Source organism: Microcoleus sp. Pol1C5 (assembly GCF_036701115.1).
Classification (GTDB): domain Bacteria; phylum Cyanobacteriota; class Cyanobacteriia; order Cyanobacteriales; family Microcoleaceae; genus Microcoleus.
The window spans coordinates 78,714-95,389 of record NZ_JAUBQE010000024.1 but is presented as its reverse complement, the minus strand read 5'-3'; the positions used below and the strand labels follow the sequence as shown (position 1 = coordinate 95,389).

The following is a 16,676-nucleotide window of genomic DNA, read 5'->3' as shown; positions in this document are numbered from 1 at the left end:
TGAGTCATTTATCGGCGTAGCAGCTTTATTTGTCTTCGCTCAACTCACCAAACATTAAATAATATAAATAAAACTTGACTTGTGGTCCTAAAAAAGTTATATAAAGCTTTTTGGTGGAAGACAAATCGATTTTTTGCTATATTGACCTGCAATTAAGATAATGATTGTGGTTAAGTGAGGAGTTGAACTGATGAAAAACTTGAATTGCTGGAATAAACCCGCTGCATTGCTCGGCGCGATCGCGATCGTAGCCGGAAGTTTGCAGGCGAATGCCATCGGTGTTGCCGCCCCATCAACATCCACTGTCAGTCAAGATGCGGAAAATATTTCCTTTGAAGATAGCGCCACGTTTCAAATAGCCCAGGCTGGCAACCTTTGCCGTAAAGTCACTCCCAAAGAAGGTTTGACCGTTCGCCAGAACCCAGACCCCAAATCCCCTAGAGTGGGCGGGGTAGGACTTAACACTCAGGTAACGCTCTCCCAAGGCGCTACTTCGGTTAAAGCCTCCGACGGTCGCCTCTGGATTCAAATTACCGCTCCCGTCACAGGGTATGTAGCTAGTGGCTATCCCAACGACGAAAGTAATTTAGGTTCGTGCACCATTAGTCAAACCCCTTCCCCAAGTCCCGCACCGGCACCCGCACCGGCACCCGCACCAGCGCCTGCACCTGCACCCGCAGCAACACCGGCACCAGCACCAGCGCCAGCACCAGCGCCAGCGCCTGCACCAGCACCAGCACCAGCACCAGCACCAGCACCAGCACCAGCGCCAGCGCCAGCGCCTGCACCAGCACCAGCGCCAGCACCAGCACCAGCACCAGCACCAGCACCAGCGCCAGCACCAGCACCAGCGCCTGCACCAGCGCCTGCACCAGCAACGGGCCCCGTAAGTCTGTGCCGACAAGTAGAACCTCGCGTAGCGCCGAGGGGTCTAGCTATCCGCACCGAGCCTTCCAAGACTTCTGCTGTTAAAGGCGGTGTACCTGCTAACGGTCAAGTAACGCTTGTACCAAATTTCCAGTTAGTGAAAGATAAGAATGGAGAAAACCGCAATTGGGTTGAGATTTCAGCCCCTGTGGCGGGATTCATCTCGGCGGGCAATTTAATCATGTGCAAGTAAAATTCTGAGTTCGATCGCTCTTTTTGACTAAAAGAGTGATCGACACCAAAAATAGTTTTAAGATTGTGGCGCAGGCAGGAAACAACGCCGAGCCCTGACTGCTTCTGCTGCTTACGAATGAATAACTTATTTCTATCGGGAAGCAGCGGTAGCCAATCTTTATCAGCTTCTTTTTTTCGTGAGTGGCGTCAAGTCCTAGCTTGGTTCCTGGCAACGCACGCGGGATGAATGAATTTAAGCAAAAAGCCGATCGACCTTTCTACTGACAGCGGCCGCTTGCCCAATCTTGGTGTCCGCGATTTGGTTGACACTGGGATTGTCGGCCAATCCAGACAATTTCCCACTTATTTTGCCTGAGTCTGAGTTCGATGCGGTGCCGCATTCCAGCAACAGAATCGTCAGCTAAACCGACGACGGTTTGGAGAATTACGGCTGTTTCTCGCGTGGGATATTCAACTGAAATTTGGTCGCTTTTTCTGCCTTCAGATTCTCGGTCGCTGCTAAAAAGTTTTGCTGCGATATCTTTGGGGTTGGAGACGGTAATTTTGCGATCGGCAAGGAACTGTTTAGGGTTAATTGCTTGGTAGTTCGATCGGGTGGCGGGCTGCCCCTTTGCTGCGATGGGAATTTGGATGCAGGCGAAAACAGCTAGGAAAAAGAGCGATCGCTTGACAATTGATTGGTTCATTAGGCTTGAGATTGTGCCAGAAATTTTTGTCTTCGAGATGCGTAAGCCGCCATATCTGCCTCGGTGAATTGAGTTTGCTGCCATGAGGGACGCGACATTAGTCGATCGCACCAAGCTTGAATTTTAGGATAGCTGTCTAGGGACACACCAACCCAAGATAGCAAGGGCACGACGGTGCCGGCAACGCACTCGGCAAAGGTAACAGTGTTGCTAGCGAAAAAAGGGCGATCGTCCAGCAAGCCTTCAAAGAATGTCAGCACAGTATTGACTTTTTCCTTAGCCTTTTCGATTTCCTGCGGTTGGGGAGTTCCCCGTCCCATTTTTTCACTGCCTAGGGGGTAAAGTTGCGGTAGAAGTTCGTTAACCGTGACCAATTCTACCATCCTCACAACTGCCAAATCTTTCGGTTCTTTTGGCAGCATTGCCGGTTCGGGATACTTCGTTTCTAGATAGTCAAGAATTGCTAGAGACTCGACGACCGTGAAGTCATCATCGACCAAAACAGGGATGCGGTGAAAAGGATTTATTGCGACAAACTCAGGCTGCAAGTGATCGCCGTCCAAGTGGATTTCTATTAATTCAAAGTCGAGGTTTTTTTCTAGGAGGGCGATCCACACGCGGCGGGAGTTGGGGGAAATGGGATTGTGGTAAAGGTTCATAATTGGTGTGCCTGGTTATTGATAGGTAATAAAAGCCACATTTTGATTATGCACTTAGGCGGATCAGTTTTTGCTGCCTTCAATCAAAGTTATTCGAGAGTTTGATCTGAAATTACTCTGCTCCGTTTACAGGCTTCCTCCGCCGTCATCGCCTCGCTAGTTTCCCACTCTGCAAAAGTCACTTCTATGGCTTCAGATAGCGCTTCTTCATAAGCGATCTTTTCCAGTCCAGTATTCTGAGCTAAACTTGTCGTCATGTCTGAAAGGAGAAGCTCTAAAAATTTAATATTATTCCCTATATCGGCAGCCTCATCCTCATCTACATCTTCAATTACTTGCCAACGTTCTTTATAGGCATTTATTTGATGTTCAATGGCTTTTATAATATAAATATTAAATATTTAAATGATAGATTCATCTTATTTCCCTTCCTGATGACGAATATTTAGAAATTCCTAACTAGATGGTTGCTTGAAGAAGCATATCGTCTACTTGTCTAATTTCCTCCCAATTAATTACGGCCACCCAAAGACTTTCCTCTTCAGAATATTGCACCACGCCATCCACTTCTAATTCTTCACTATAGACGGTGAGCAATTGACCATTTTGCAATTTAATATTTTGGCGACTTAAATCTTCAATTGTACCAACACAATTCAGACGAAGGCGACTCTGTTTATCAGCATTATGAAAGTCGGCAAAGATTCTAGGAGAAGTCATATTTATTACTACACTTAAGATGAATTTTTTGATGGGGGGATTTACGCAACTGACTCACTTAGATGAGCTTGTAGGGTGCGTCAAACGAAGTGATGGATTAATATAACCAGGGTTTGAGGGTCTGACGCACCGTAATTTATGTGCCAGTTGCCTAAGTCCTAGATGGGTTAGGAATCGTTGGTATCAGCAGAAGACTTGCTTTTTCTGGTGTTAAGCCAGTCAGAGTTGCATGATTTAAACTTCTGCCAGAAGTACGGATCACATCTCCACCTTCGGAACGAACTTTACCCACTGTGGTAACACCAACTTGTCTATGAGGGATTGGTAATGCTAATTCTGCTACTGACAATTCTACTGCACATTCTACAGAAATTCCCGTGATGCCGCTGGGGTGGGTTCCTATGGCCCGTTGAATATCTTCTGGATGATTACGACCACCACGAACTACTAAGGCTTCGTTGGGAATTATCTCTAAATTTGTTTTAGTCATGTTCAAAATTAAAATTTCTAGTTTTAATGTCACCGCAGGGTTGGGCTATTAGGTTGTGACCTGGCGTTTTGAGTAAAAAAATATATTAATATTATTTAATATCTCTGAAAAAAGTATTTAACTTATCTTCAGAGTTAAAGTCATGCGTACGCTAAAAGCACTTCCAAATATAACAGGGCGGACATTATTGCCCGCCCCATCAAACTAGCGATTAGTTATCAAACTATCGATTAGTAATCGAAGTCGCCGCCGCCCATGCCGCCGCCAGCGCCAGCCGCAGCAGCGCCATCCTTCGGTTCAGGCTTGTCAACGACGATACACTCGGTTGTCAGCACCATACCAGCAATAGATGCGGCATTTTGCAGAGCAGAACGAGTCACCTTCGCAGGGTCAACGATACCAGCTTCAAACATATCGACAAACTCATTTGTCGCTGCGTTGAAACCAACGTTGAAGGGCTTTTCTTTGACGCGCTCAGCAATCACAGCGCCATTCAAACCAGCATTTTCAGCAATCCGCTTCAGAGGAGCAGCCAAAGCCCGTGCCACAATCAAAGCACCGGTCAATTCTTCGCCCTTCAGGCTGCTGTTAGCCCACTCTTCTAATTGAGGAGTCAGGTGAGCCAAAGTTGTACCGCCACCAGGAACAATTCCTTCTTCGACAGCAGCTTTGGTTGCGTTGATCGCATCTTCCAAACGCAGTTTGCGATCCTTCATTTCTGTTTCGGTAGCCGCGCCGACTTTGATCACTGCGACGCCACCAGCCAATTTGGCCAAACGTTCTTGCAGCTTCTCTTTGTCGTAGGAAGATTCGGTTTCGTCCATTTGACGGCGAATTTGTTCGCAGCGGGACTTGACGGCGGCTTCGTTACCTTCGGCAACAATTGTGGTGCTGTCTTTGGTGATGGTGATGCGGCGAGCTTTGCCGATCATGTCGAGCTTGGTGTTTTCCAGTTTCAAACCGGCGTCTTCGGTGATTAGTTGACCGCCGGTCAATACGGCGATATCTTCTAACATGGCTTTGCGTCGATCGCCAAAACCGGGTGCTTTAACAGCAGTCACATTCAACACACCGCGCAGTTTGTTGACAACGAGGGTAGCTAGAGCTTCTTTCTCAATGTCTTCTGCAATGATCAACAGCGGGCGGCCGGAACGAGCTACTTGTTCGAGCACGGGTACTAAATCTTGTACCAAAGCGATTTTCTTGTCTGTCAGCAAGATGAACGGTTCTTCCAGAATCGCTTCCATCCGTTCGGTGTCGGTGACGAAGTAGGGAGAAATGTAGCCTTTGTCGAAGCGCATCCCTTCGGTGATTTCCAATTCGGTGGTCATAGACTTCCCTTCTTCCAGGGAAATCACGCCTTCTTTGCCCACCTTGTCCATTGCGTTAGCAATCATTTGACCGACTTCATCGTCGTTACCAGCAGAGATGGAGCCGACTTGAGCGATGGCTTTGGAATCTTCTACTTGTTTGGCGTGTTCGGCAATTTTTTCTACCAAAAACGTGGTTGCTTTGTCAACACCGCGCTTGAGGGCGATCGCATTTGCACCAGCTGCTACGTTACGCAGACCTTCTTTGACCATTGCGTGAGCCAAAACGGTAGCAGTTGTGGTACCGTCGCCTGCTGCGTCGTTGGTTTTGGAAGCTGCTTGACGGATCAGGGCAACGCCTGTATTTTCTACGTGGTCTTCTAGTTCGATTTCTTTGGCGATGGTAACACCGTCATTGACGATCTGAGGAGCTCCGAATTTCTTTTCGAGAACCACGTTACGGCCTTTGGGGCCGAGGGTTACGGCCACTGCTTCGGCCAGAATGTCCATACCGCGTTCGAGGGCGCGACGTGCATTTTCGTTGTAGATGATACGCTTAGCCATAGTTTTTGGGGATTTGAGGGTTTGAGATTTTGGATTGGGGATTATGGATTTTAGTCATTTGTCCCGTGTCATTAGTTGTTTGGCGGCGTTCGCTTTAAACTAATGACTGATGACTAAGGACTGATGACTGATGATTAATTAGTTAACGATCGCCAGAATGTCTTTTTCTGCAAGCAAGACGTATTCGTCTGTGCCGAGTTTGATGTCGGTGCCGGCGTATTTCGAGTAGAGAACTTTGTCGCCGACTTTGACTTCCATTTCAGTGCGGCTGCCGTCGTCATTGCGCTTGCCAGGGCCCACGGCCGCGACTTCGCCTACTTGGGGCTTTTCTTTCGCTGTGTCGGGCAGAAGGATGCCGCCGGCGGTTTTTTCTTCGCTAGCGCTTACTTTTACGAACACGCGCTCGCCTAACGGTTTAACGGTAGAAACACTCAGTGATACTGCTGCCATAAATAAATCTCCAGATTACAGATTGTCGTGAGTCAGTCGTCAGGGGTCACGATGAAAGCAACAGCGGACTACTTACAACTGACATATTAGCACTCTCGACTCCTGAGTGCTAATTTAGCTTTAGTCAGGGTCGATCGCAACTTAGTTGTCAGTACGGGTTCCCGAACCGAGCATGAGTTGGAGGCAAGGAGAGGGGGGAGCGGGGGCTGTGGTTAAGACTTTCGACCGCTAACCAATTACTTTTGATTGATGAAGACAATGACAGAAAATAACGAGGAATCTTGCAGCCAAGGCTTGAGTGCTTGCGTCCAAAGCCTTGGCATCGATCGAATCGAGCGGCATATTTTTATCTGTGCCGACCAAACCGTGCCCAAGTGCTGCGATCGGCAAACCAGTCTGGAGGCGTGGAATTACTTAAAAAAACGCTTGCAAGAATTGGGGTTGGACAAGCCAAGTGCCACTCGACCAACCTGCGTCTTTCGCACGAAAGCCAATTGCCTGCGAGTGTGCGCGTCTGGCCCGATTATGGTAGTCTATCCAGACGGAGTGTGGTATCGCGACGTTACTCCACCCGTCATTGAGAGAATTATTCAGGAACATCTCCTAAACTCAAAGGTCGTTCAAGAATACGCTTTCTTAACTCATCCTTTGCCTGTGCCTTCTGAGGCCCAGCCAAACATTTAAGTATAGCGCTGTTTAAAGTACAGGGTTATAGGTAAAGTGTTAAATTTAAGGTTAAGGGTGAGAATTTGAGACAGTTTGGCGTCCGGGCGATCGCACCTGCTACAGTTCAATAAAACTGTAGTTAGGTTCTTGTCTTACTTGTGCGGCTTCCCGTGTTCCTGGTGTTTCTCAAAAGGTACAGTAAAAAAAATCTATCCGAGGAACTGTGAAATTTTGTGCAAAAATTTCTCAGTGGCAGACACTAAGCAGGTTGCCAAACTACACTAGAAGCAGTTAAATACGTAAGTAGGGAGTCTGCTTAAATTTCTCTATATCAGAAGTATCATTTAAAACCGGGGCATTAACCTGAAATTGAACCGATCGAGATTAACTATTTAACTTGGGCTCTGTTAGGGAGTCTCCAATCAATCAAGGCTGATCTTGGTAGGGCGATCGTGCATTACAGGTTTGGGCTGCATTCCAGGTCGTAAGACACTGACAAACAGCCGTCAATTATAGGTTGGAAAGCGGTAATACCCGCCCCGCTTTCCCTCACCGCCATCCCTTCAGCCGACCGTCGTCCTCCACTCCCAGCCTGGTGGCGGGGGACTGACGGAAAAAACAGAAGTGAAAACAAGGAAGTGTGCGGGATACTTTAGCGGGAATAAACATGACAAAGGACAATAATTCAGGAGAGCAAAAACGGCTGATGCTGGTTGACGACGACCCCAACTTGATCTTGCTCGTCAAGGACTACTTGGAGTTTCGGGGTTACAACGTCATTACAGCAGAAAACGGCAGAGACGCTCTGGAAAAACTAGAACAAGAAGTTCCCGACTTGATTATCTGCGACGTGATGATGCCGGAAATGGACGGCTACACTTTAGTCAAACACATCAGGGAAGACCCTCGCACTAGCTGGATTCCGGTTCTTTTCTTGTCCGCAAAAGGTCAAAGTTCAGACCGAGTAAAAGGCTTGAGCACTGGGGCTGACGTTTATATAGTCAAGCCTTTTGAACCAGAAGAACTGGTAGCCCAAGTGGAATCTTCTCTGAAAGCAGCATCGCGCTTGATTCGCCACTCAAATCCCGGTATGGAGAGTGGCCCAAAAATTAAGGCGCGCCGCAATGTCGAATTGACTCCCACTGAGTTAAAGGTGGTACAGTTGCTAGCCCAGGGTATGGCAAACCGCCAGATCGCAGACGTGATGAATGTCAGCCAGCGCACTATAGAGAGCCACGTCAGCAATATGCTGGGCAAAACAGGTCTGCACAACCGGACAGAGTTAGCTCGCTGGGCTCTTGAAAGCAAAAAGGCTTGAGCGGAGGTAGTCTGCGCTATGAAATCAGGGGAGCAAAATCTACTGCTATGCGTTTCGGTATGCCTGATTGGCGGTAGGGCGGTGGGCGCGGTAGTTTGAAGGCGCCATTAACCTTGACACGGCAGCCGGTATTGAGTTACGAGGCGTATAGTTTGTGAGAGCCCCTCGCTCAAATGCAAGGAGGGTTAAAAGAACCCTCTGGCGGTAGAGCCGAAAATATGAAATACTGGGGAGATGGAGTTTTCTGAAGTTTAATCTATTGCCTCAGTTAGCTCCATGTTGCTAAAATGTGATATTTAGATTAACTTCTTTCTACAATTATTAGGTCTAAGTTTCTATGACAAACTTAATGAACCGCCTTTCTATTTTTGTGGACGGGAACAATATGTTCTACGCTCAACAAAAGAACGGCTGGTTTTTTGATCCTCGCAGGGTGCTCGAATATTTCAAAACTTCGCAGCCGAATGTCATCTTGATCAATGCTTTCTGGTATACGGGTCTGAAAGACCCCCAAGATCAAAGGGGATTTCGAGATGCTTTAATCAGTCTAGGTTACACGGTTCGCACTAAAATTCTTAAGGAATATTACGACGATGCTTCGGGCAGATATTCTCAAAAGGCTAATTTAGACATAGAAATTGTGGTTGATATGTTTAATACCGTGGATCAATACGACCAAGTTGTGCTGTTTAGCGGGGATGGGGATTTTGAGCGGGCGATCGAACTGCTCCGCTCGAAAAATACTCATATTACTGTGGTATCAACCGAAGGAATGATTGCTAGAGAGTTACGAAATGCTACAGATAGGTATATAGACCTAAATGAAATTAGGGAACATATCGAGAAGATGGATTATTAGTCATTAGTCATTAGTCATTAGTCAGTAGTTATTAGTCATTAGTCAGTAGTTATTAGTCATTAGTCATTAGTTAGGGGTTAGGGGTTATTAATTATTCGTTATGGGCGCGAGACAGGGGACTGGTGACTGGAGGCTAAAAATCCAGAAAAACGGACAAGTAAAAATCAGGAAAACACTTTTTTAGAGCTATGAAAACTCAACCAAGTCAAGACCGGATTATTATTTTCGATACGACTTTGCGCGACGGAGAACAATCTCCGGGTGCATCTCTGAATGTGGATGAAAAGCTGACGATCGCTCGCCAGTTAGCGAGATTGGGCGTGGATGTGATTGAAGCGGGTTTCCCTTTCACCAGCACGGGAGATTTTGAGGCAGTCCAAAAAATAGCCCGATCGGTTGGCACAGAAAATGGGCCGACAATTTGCGGTTTAGCGAGGGCGAGAAAGGAGGATATTAAAAAAGCAGCCGAGGCTCTCAAACCCGCAGTAAATTCGCGAATTCATACGTTTCTGGCTACGTCTGATATTCACTTGGAGTATAAGCTGAAAAAGACGCGGGCTGAGGTTCTGGAAATTGTGCCGGAAATGGTGGCTTACGCTAAGTCTTTTGTGGAGGATGTGGAGTTTTCGCCGGAAGATGCTTGTCGATCGGAACCGGAGTTTTTGTATCAGGTTCTAGAACGGGCGATCGCAGCGGGTGCGACTACTGTTAATATTCCCGATACTGTCGGCTACACGACTCCGAGCGAGTTTGGGGCTTTGATTCGGGGAATTAAGGAAAATGTGCCGAATATCGATCGCGCAATTATTTCGGTTCACGGTCACAATGACTTAGGATTGGCTGTTGCTAACTTTTTGGAAGCCGTGAAAAATGGCGCCAGACAGTTAGAATGCACGATTAACGGGATTGGCGAACGGGCGGGAAATGCGGCTCTGGAAGAGTTGGTAATGGCGCTTTATGTGCGGCGCCAATATTATAATCCGTTCTTGGGCAGGCCTGCTGATTCTGAGGAACCGCTGACAAATATTGACTCGCGCCAAATTTACAAAACTTCCCGCTTGGTTTCCAATTTGACGGGGATGTTGGTGCAGCCAAATAAGGCGATTGTGGGAGCAAATGCTTTCGCTCACGAGTCGGGAATTCACCAAGACGGGGTGCTCAAAAATAAGCGGACATACGAGATTATGGACGCTGAGTCGATCGGCTTAACTGAAAATCAAATCGTCTTGGGCAAATTATCCGGCCGCCACGCATTTCACACTCGCTTGAAAGAGTTAGGTTTTGAAATGGCAGACGATGAGCTAAATAAAGCTTTTGTCAAGTTTAAAGATTTGGCAGACAAGAAAAAAGAGATTACGGATTGGGATTTAGAGGCGATCGCCAATAACGAAGTGCACCAAGCACCGGAACTGTTCCGGTTAGAATTGGTACAGGTTTCTTGTGGTGACAAATCCCGGCCGACAGCAACCGTCACTGTGCGGAATCCGGCGGGCGAAGAATTGACCGATGCTGCGATCGGCACTGGGCCTGTGGACGCGATTTACAGGGCAATTAACCGGGTGGTAAACGTACCCAACGAGTTGATCGAGTTTTCTGTACAGTCGGTGACAGCGGGCATAGATGCGATCGGCGAAGTAACAATTCGCTTGCGGCACGAAGGCAAAGTATTTTCCGGTCACTCAGCCAATACCGACATTATCGTAGCGTCTGCAGAAGCATACATCAGCGCTTTAAATCGCCTGTATCAGGCATTGCAGCATACTACTGAAAAATCCTCGGAACAGCCAACTGCGATCGGAAATCAAGTGGTTGCCAAAGCACAGCGCTGATAAATTTGTTGTCAGCCATTTTTCTTGAAACAAACCGCAGACGAACCCAGATCGAAGCAGATAAATCTCAATTAATCTGCCTTAATCCGGGTTTATCTGCGGTTTAAAATTACTTTTTTTACTAATAACCAACTCTTGAAAAATGCAAGACGAAACTTTAAAAAAAGAGCGACAATTCCACGATGCTTGGGCATCCACAATCGATATTGACGGCATTCGAGTCAATGATTACTTTGAAGCTTGTACCGCCCCAGAAAATAGATTTATCGTCCAGCAAATGGGTGATATTACAGGCAAACGCCTGTTAGATTTAGGCTGCGGCGCGGGAGAAAACAGCGTTTATTTTGCTAAAAAAGGCGCCGATTGTGTGGCTGCCGACTATTCTCAGGGCATGGTAGAAGTTGCTCTAAAATTGGCTGAGAAAAACGGCGTCAAAATAGACGGCTGCACGGTCAATGCAATGGCGCTGGATTTCCCGGACAACAGTTTTGATATTGTTTACGCTTCTAATTTGTTGCACCATTTACCGGAACCTGAAAAGGCAATTCGCGAAATGCACCGGGTGCTAAAACCTGGGGGTAAGGCTTGTTTTTGGGACCCGATGAAGCATAATCCGGTGATTAATGTTTACCGAAGGATGGCGACTGAGGTGCGGACAGAGGATGAAACTCCTTTGGATATTAATATTGTGAACTTTGTCAAGTCTTTGTTTTCCGAGACGGCTTATGATACATTTTGGCTGACATCGCTGTGGATTTTTTTGCGCTTTTATTTAATCGAAAAAGTGCATCCGAATGAGGAGCGTTATTGGAAAAAGATTATCATTGAACAAGAGAGATTGAAACCGGAATACTCTCGATTGGAAGGGTTGGATGGGTTGTTGAAGAAGTTGCCTTTGATGAAACGCTTGGCTTGGAATTTGGCGGTGGTGGCAACGAAGTAATTAAAAGAAGTACAATAAGTCAAAGCATTTAATTAAGAGGCTAATTATGCCAGAAACTATTACTGCTATCTACGAAAACGGGGTTTTGCGTCCTCTGAGTCCTTTGTCATTGAATGATGGGGAAACTGTGCAAATCACAATTGTAGCGGAAGTTTCGTCGGAAGAACTTAAAGGCGATAGCGAAAAAGCGATTAAGTTGATGGATGTACGAGGATTAGTGCGTTTGCCAAATAAGCAGGGTAAGCTCGATCGAGCCGAATTAATCAAGCGCGCGCAGCAGTGGCGCGGATTGATGCAAAAAATGGAACCGCTACCAGGTAAGCCTCTCTCAGAAATTGTTATCGAGGATCGCGGCCAGTGGTAAATGCTTATTTTCTGGATACTAGCGCTTTAGTCAAACGATACGTGCCTGAAATAGGGAGTGACTGGATTTTATCGATTACCGATCCTGCTACAAACAGCGATTTAGTTATTAGCCAGATTACTTGGGTGGAGGTACACAGCGCTTTTGCACGCCGTCTGCGGGATGGAAGTTTGTCTGCGGATCGCTTTGATTTAATTGGGCAAAAAGTTAGGGAGGATTTTGAAAATGAATACCGAGTCATAGATGTCGATCAAACTTTGATAGAAACAGCCACCGAATTGGTGATGCAACATCCGCTGCGCGCTTATGATTCTGTACAGTTAGCCTCGGCTTTGCGCTTTCAATCTACTACTCTCCTTTCCCAGCCAGAAACTCGGCTGATTTTTGTTTCGGCGGACAACAGATTGCTGGATATTGCTCAGTCGGCAGGGTTGGCGATTGATAATCCTAATAATTATCCGTAATCAAGCTGTGTGTAGTCAGGAATCCAAGTCCTCATAAAAATCAGAGGACTAAAGTCATTACTAGAAACTACTTTTAGTGCGATCGTTATTTAGAGAATTTCTTTCAAAATTTTAAGTAATATTTGATTCTGTTCCTCCGTACCTACACTAATCCGCAATTTGTCTTCTAATCGCGGCTGATTGAAGTATCGAATCAATATTCCCCGTACTTTCAGTGTTTGATAAATTCTTTCTGCATCGCCGTTTGGTGGCCGCACTAACAAAAAGTTGGTTTGCGAGGGCCAAACGTCAAAGCCTAATTCCTGGAAGCTAACGGCTAGTTTTGCTCTGGAAGCCTTAATCTTTTCGGCGTTGGCTATTTTGTGGTCTTGATCTGCGATCGCACCCGCCGCCACTGCATAGGCTAAAGCGTCCACATTATAGCTGTCTTTGATTTTATTTAATTCTGCCAGCAGCGCCGGATTTGCTATGCCAAAACCCAGCCTCAATCCTGCTAGGGAATAACCTTTGGAAAGCGTCCTCAAAACTATAACATTACTGTACTTTCCTGTCAAGTTCAAAGCATTTTCTTCGGCGAAATCTACATAAGCTTCGTCGATAACAAGAATACCCGATAACTCTTTAGCCAGCTTCTCCAAATCTGCAACAGATATGGCTGTTCCCGATGGACTGTTTGGCGAAGCTACAAATGTCACTGCACCTTGGGCTGCTATTAGCAAATCGACTGGTAACTTGTAGTCGTCGGGATAAGGAACTTCAACAAATTCTGCATCTTGAATTTCTGCCAAAGTGCGGTATAAGACGTAGGTAGGCGCAGGACAAACAATCTGTTTGCCTGATTCCCCCACAGCGCGAACTATCAAGTTTAATAAATCGTCGCTGCCGTTACCTACAACAATCCAATCGTCAGCAACTCCAAAAACTTGACTAGCAGCAATGCGGAAAACTTTGCCAGTTGGATCTGGATAGCGCCGCAGCATTTCTCCGTCTATTTCCTGAAGCACTTTTAAAGCTTTGGGAGAAGGCGGATAGGGATTTTCATTAGAATTTAGTTTAATAATTTTTGTGCCTAGCGGTGGCTGTTCCCCCGGCACATAGCCAGACATTTCGTGGATGTTTTTGCGAAAATAATTCATCTATTAATTGAGTTTGTGGAACGGGCATCTTGCCCGTTCTTGATAATGGTGCAAGATATCAAGTTAAACAAATTATATCAAACAATTAGTGACTATCCGCGTTATACCGAAATCAACTAACTTTTGCATATCTGCTCGATCGTCCACCGTCCACGCCACAATGTCAACTCCCTGACTCCGGCTTTCTTGAATTAGTGCGGGGTTATCCAGCAACACGCGGTACTGGCTGCTAATCAAATTATCCTGATGTGCCACAGCTTGAGCTAATTGAGTTTTGTATGCTTCTAGATTAGCAACAATATGTCCGATCGCCAAATCACCAGATAGCCGCCGCACTTGTTCCAGAAATCCAGCGTTAAAGGAGGTAATAACGCATTTGTGTTGGATTTCTTCGCCCTTCAAAGTATTGACAAAATCCGCGACATCGGCGTCAGACCACTCGCAGTGAGGTTTGACATCAAAATAAAGAAATTTGCCAACATTTTTGAGTATGGTTAATGATTCTTTTAAAGTAGGAATTTTTTCTTGTGAAAATTCATCGCTAAACCATTTTCCTGCATTAAATGTCTGCAACTCAGACAGGGTTGTTTCCCTAACTTTGCCAGAAACTCCAGTGATTCTATCTAATGTTGCATCGTGAAAAATCACTGGTACGTTGTCGGCGGATAGCTGGATGTCAAATTCGATCGAATGAGCTCCACGCGCGATCGCCAGTTCAAAAGCTGCTAAAGTATTCTCCGGGGCGATCGCCGAAAATCCCCGATGTGCGATAATTTCTACATTCACTGTCTTGTACCCTCTAAAAAATCTGCCACAGTTTGATTAAAAGTTTCTGGTTGAGTCAAAAAACACCAGTGATTCCCCGGTACTTTTGCAACGGTAAGATTTTTTAAGTATCTATTGTATGGCTGCATTTGCCAAGCCATGCGATTTACGCCTTTTTCCGGCTGTACAAACAAAGTCTGTATCTCAATATTTTCAGTTAAACCGGCAACTTTCATCACTTCTGCAAATATCTGATTTCTTGCTGCAATCGCAAATTTACTGCCCCAAGTTCCGTCCGATTTTTGTTCGATTTGGTGTTGGAATACCATTTGCTGCACCTGACTCCAATCTGCGTATTCTCCCGATTGTTTTGCTGCTGCTTCTGCTTGGGCTAAAGTCGCAAACGGGCCCACACATTTGAGACAGTCTAATTTTCGGTAAACAATTGGCAGGGTGAGTTTCATCGCGGCGGGCAGTTTGGTGATGAAGATGGGGTCTACTAAAATCATACTGCAAAAGCGATCGGGATTTTGCCTCGCCCAAATCGCTGCTAGTTTTCCCGTCCAAGAATGTCCTAAAATGTGTGCGTCAGACCAGTTGAGATGTGCCATCAAAGCTTCTAAATCTGCGATCGCACTTTCAAAAGTATAGCCTGTTTTCGGTTTGCTACTCTCTCCGTGACCGCGCATATCTGGCGCTACAATATGATAGCGGTTGGAGAAATAATTGCCCAAGCTATTCCAGACACACGAACTATCTGCTAAACCGTGTAACAACAGCAAATGCGGAACTTTTTTACCTGTTTCTGGCTTCCATTCTAGGTATGAAAGTTCCATTCCTGGCAGGTGCAAAGTGTTACGAATTGGCATGATTAGGGGTTTTTATAGTTGGAGAAATTTGATTTAACTTTTTTATGTACAGGCAAGATGCCTGTACCACAAAAAGTTAATTTTCTTCTACTGTTTTCATAAACAGGCAATATCCCTGTTCCACAAAGAATAAATCTTCTTGTGGGGTGGGGTGGGCTTCTAGCCCGCCCTTCTAACTTAACCTTTGCCCTTCAAACTCAACAAGATAAACTGAGTTTTCTGCGCTTCATCAAAATTGTCATCGCTGACCAAAACTAGACTCTGGCTGCCATCTGGCAAGAGCGGGCCCAGGGTCATCCCCTCTAAATTGTACAGCGGAATTCCGAGTTGGCTTAAGTCTAGCAGCAACTTTTTCTTAACAGGTTCTACTGCCACTCGCCCTTTAAAACTCTGGATTCTCGAAGTATCTGTAGCCGCCCCAACCGCTACTTGATAAATCATAGCGCCGTATCCCGAAAGCCCAAAAGAACGTTCTAAACTCAGAATCTGACCGCCACCGACAGTTACTAATTCTGTTAAACCGTTCAAAACTGTCATGGGAACTTGGTCTAACTTGTAAAGATTTTCCGATACTAATTGCGGCGTTTTATCGACGATGACATAATGTAAAAGACGGAGTTTATTTTCCTGTTCCGGGTCTAAATCTTGCATTAACGGCGCTTCCGTAGCTGCAAACAAACGAAACGGATCTAGACCGCCCGGACTAAAGGTTTCTGGGTCGATGGTTAAAGATTCAAAACCTAAATTGTCGACCACTCCTTGCTGCTGTTTTTCATCGCTGGCATCTGGAATATAGCGCTTTGGTATCGGCAATTTTCCCCGCATTTGACCTGTTTGGAGGTCAAATTCACCGAGAAAAGGAGGGATGCCAACATGAGTAACGCCTTCGCTGGCGACAAATACTGAATTGCGGGGAGAAAGGGCGATGCCTTCGGGATTGATGGAACCCCAAGAGAAGGTTTCACCGTCTGCTTTTTTGAGGGATGTAACGCCTTCAACGGTAACCTTTTTCAGGCGGATATTTGCTGGATCGCTTGATGTGATGTCGAGTCGGAGACTGTAAAATCTGGCTTCTCCGTTTTCGCTGGGGTCGTCGGAAAGAGCGTAAAAGCGATAAGCTTTGGAAGTGACTGCGGTAATACCTTTGGGGTCGTAGGTAATTCCTGACAAACCGCCGACTGGTACTCCTTCAAAATTGATTTTTGGCAATTCGTACTCGCCCAAAAATTCTAGAGACATTTCTGGAAAAGAGCGGTCTTTTGCAACTGCGGGAGGGGGGGCGCAAGCTGTGCAAACAGTTAACAGAATTAGGGCTAGACTAAATAAGCGTAAAATACGTTGGCGAAGCCCTTGAAGAGGATCGCGCAGCCTCTTTAAATCCCAACAATTGCTCAGCACGGTGACATTTATTTTATTGCTGTTGTTGAACAGTTTGCTTTTGTGCCATCTTTGTGACATAATT

General features: G+C 46.0%; 19 protein-coding genes. 8 read left to right on the top strand and 11 right to left on the bottom strand.

Features of this window, described 5'->3' with window-relative positions; all coding sequences use genetic code 11:
• The first annotated feature begins 190 nt into the window (after positions 1–190).
• Positions 191–1,120: an SH3 domain-containing protein gene (locus QUA23_RS15245; protein WP_333076716.1), complete on the top strand. Its 930-nt coding sequence runs from the start codon at positions 191–193 to the stop codon at positions 1,118–1,120.
• A 259-nt stretch (positions 1,121–1,379) separates the two neighbouring features.
• Here the strand turns inward: QUA23_RS15245 and QUA23_RS15240 are convergent, their stop codons facing one another.
• From QUA23_RS15240 to groES, 7 genes are all read right to left on the bottom strand, one after another.
• Entirely contained in the window at positions 1,380–1,808 is a 429-nt protein-coding gene (locus QUA23_RS15240; protein WP_333076715.1) for a hypothetical protein, read from the bottom strand.
• Entirely contained in the window at positions 1,808–2,467 is a 660-nt protein-coding gene (locus tag QUA23_RS15235) for a glutathione S-transferase family protein (RefSeq protein ID WP_333076714.1), read from the bottom strand. The genes QUA23_RS15240 and QUA23_RS15235 overlap by 1 nt, the downstream gene beginning before the upstream one ends.
• A gap of 89 nt (positions 2,468–2,556) precedes the next feature.
• Complete coding sequence (locus tag QUA23_RS15230; protein ID WP_333076712.1) at positions 2,557–2,724, bottom strand: hypothetical protein; 168 nt, start codon at positions 2,722–2,724, stop codon at positions 2,557–2,559.
• Positions 2,725–2,926: 202 nt separating this feature from the next.
• The gene (locus QUA23_RS15225; protein WP_333076711.1) at positions 2,927–3,187 is read right to left on the bottom strand and encodes a hypothetical protein; all 261 of its coding nucleotides are present in this window, start codon (positions 3,185–3,187) and stop codon (positions 2,927–2,929) included.
• A gap of 151 nt (positions 3,188–3,338) precedes the next feature.
• Positions 3,339–3,677: a flavoredoxin gene (locus tag QUA23_RS15220; protein WP_333076710.1), complete on the bottom strand. Its 339-nt coding sequence runs from the start codon at positions 3,675–3,677 to the stop codon at positions 3,339–3,341.
• 230 nt (positions 3,678–3,907) lie between these two features.
• A complete protein-coding gene (gene groL, locus QUA23_RS15215) occupies positions 3,908–5,551 on the bottom strand; it encodes a chaperonin GroEL (RefSeq protein WP_015174510.1) in 1,644 nt (547 codons plus the stop codon).
• 138 nt (positions 5,552–5,689) lie between these two features.
• Positions 5,690–6,001 carry a co-chaperone GroES gene (gene groES, locus QUA23_RS15210; RefSeq protein WP_006633072.1) on the bottom strand — a complete coding sequence of 104 codons (312 nt, stop codon included), beginning with the start codon at positions 5,999–6,001 and terminating at the stop codon, positions 5,690–5,692.
• Between the two features lie 258 nt (positions 6,002–6,259).
• On the opposite strand from groES, the gene QUA23_RS15205 reads away from it, so the two are divergent.
• From QUA23_RS15205 to QUA23_RS15175, 7 genes are all read left to right on the top strand, one after another.
• Positions 6,260–6,685: a ferredoxin gene (locus QUA23_RS15205; protein ID WP_333076708.1), complete on the top strand. Its 426-nt coding sequence runs from the start codon at positions 6,260–6,262 to the stop codon at positions 6,683–6,685.
• A gap of 649 nt (positions 6,686–7,334) precedes the next feature.
• A complete protein-coding gene (locus tag QUA23_RS15200; RefSeq protein ID WP_333038438.1) occupies positions 7,335–7,985 on the top strand; it encodes a response regulator transcription factor in 651 nt (216 codons plus the stop codon).
• Positions 7,986–8,322: 337 nt separating this feature from the next.
• On the top strand, positions 8,323–8,844 hold the full coding sequence (locus tag QUA23_RS15195; RefSeq protein ID WP_006633075.1) for a LabA-like NYN domain-containing protein: 522 nt from the start codon (positions 8,323–8,325) through the stop codon (positions 8,842–8,844).
• Positions 8,845–9,032: 188 nt separating this feature from the next.
• Positions 9,033–10,673, top strand: a complete 1,641-nt coding sequence (locus QUA23_RS15190) for a 2-isopropylmalate synthase (protein WP_333076706.1) — start codon at positions 9,033–9,035, stop codon at positions 10,671–10,673.
• Between the two features lie 142 nt (positions 10,674–10,815).
• Complete coding sequence (locus QUA23_RS15185) at positions 10,816–11,616, top strand: class I SAM-dependent methyltransferase (protein WP_333076705.1); 801 nt, start codon at positions 10,816–10,818, stop codon at positions 11,614–11,616.
• A gap of 46 nt (positions 11,617–11,662) precedes the next feature.
• Positions 11,663–11,980, top strand: a complete 318-nt coding sequence (locus QUA23_RS15180) for an antitoxin family protein (protein WP_333076704.1) — start codon at positions 11,663–11,665, stop codon at positions 11,978–11,980.
• On the top strand, positions 11,974–12,444 hold the full coding sequence (locus tag QUA23_RS15175; RefSeq protein ID WP_333076703.1) for a type II toxin-antitoxin system VapC family toxin: 471 nt from the start codon (positions 11,974–11,976) through the stop codon (positions 12,442–12,444). The genes QUA23_RS15180 and QUA23_RS15175 overlap by 7 nt, the downstream gene beginning before the upstream one ends.
• A gap of 89 nt (positions 12,445–12,533) precedes the next feature.
• On the opposite strand, the gene hisC is transcribed toward QUA23_RS15175, so the two are convergent.
• The 4 genes from hisC to QUA23_RS15155 form a co-directional block, all read right to left on the bottom strand.
• Complete coding sequence (hisC, locus tag QUA23_RS15170) at positions 12,534–13,580, bottom strand: histidinol-phosphate transaminase (protein WP_333076702.1); 1,047 nt, start codon at positions 13,578–13,580, stop codon at positions 12,534–12,536.
• 72 nt (positions 13,581–13,652) lie between these two features.
• Entirely contained in the window at positions 13,653–14,366 is a 714-nt protein-coding gene (locus tag QUA23_RS15165) for a glycerophosphodiester phosphodiesterase family protein (protein ID WP_333076700.1), read from the bottom strand.
• Positions 14,363–15,214: an alpha/beta hydrolase gene (locus tag QUA23_RS15160; RefSeq protein ID WP_333076699.1), complete on the bottom strand. Its 852-nt coding sequence runs from the start codon at positions 15,212–15,214 to the stop codon at positions 14,363–14,365. The genes QUA23_RS15165 and QUA23_RS15160 overlap by 4 nt, the downstream gene beginning before the upstream one ends.
• Positions 15,215–15,391: 177 nt before the next feature.
• Positions 15,392–16,672, bottom strand: a complete 1,281-nt coding sequence (locus QUA23_RS15155; RefSeq protein WP_333076698.1) for an esterase-like activity of phytase family protein — start codon at positions 16,670–16,672, stop codon at positions 15,392–15,394.
• Positions 16,673–16,676: the final 4 nt, after the last annotated feature.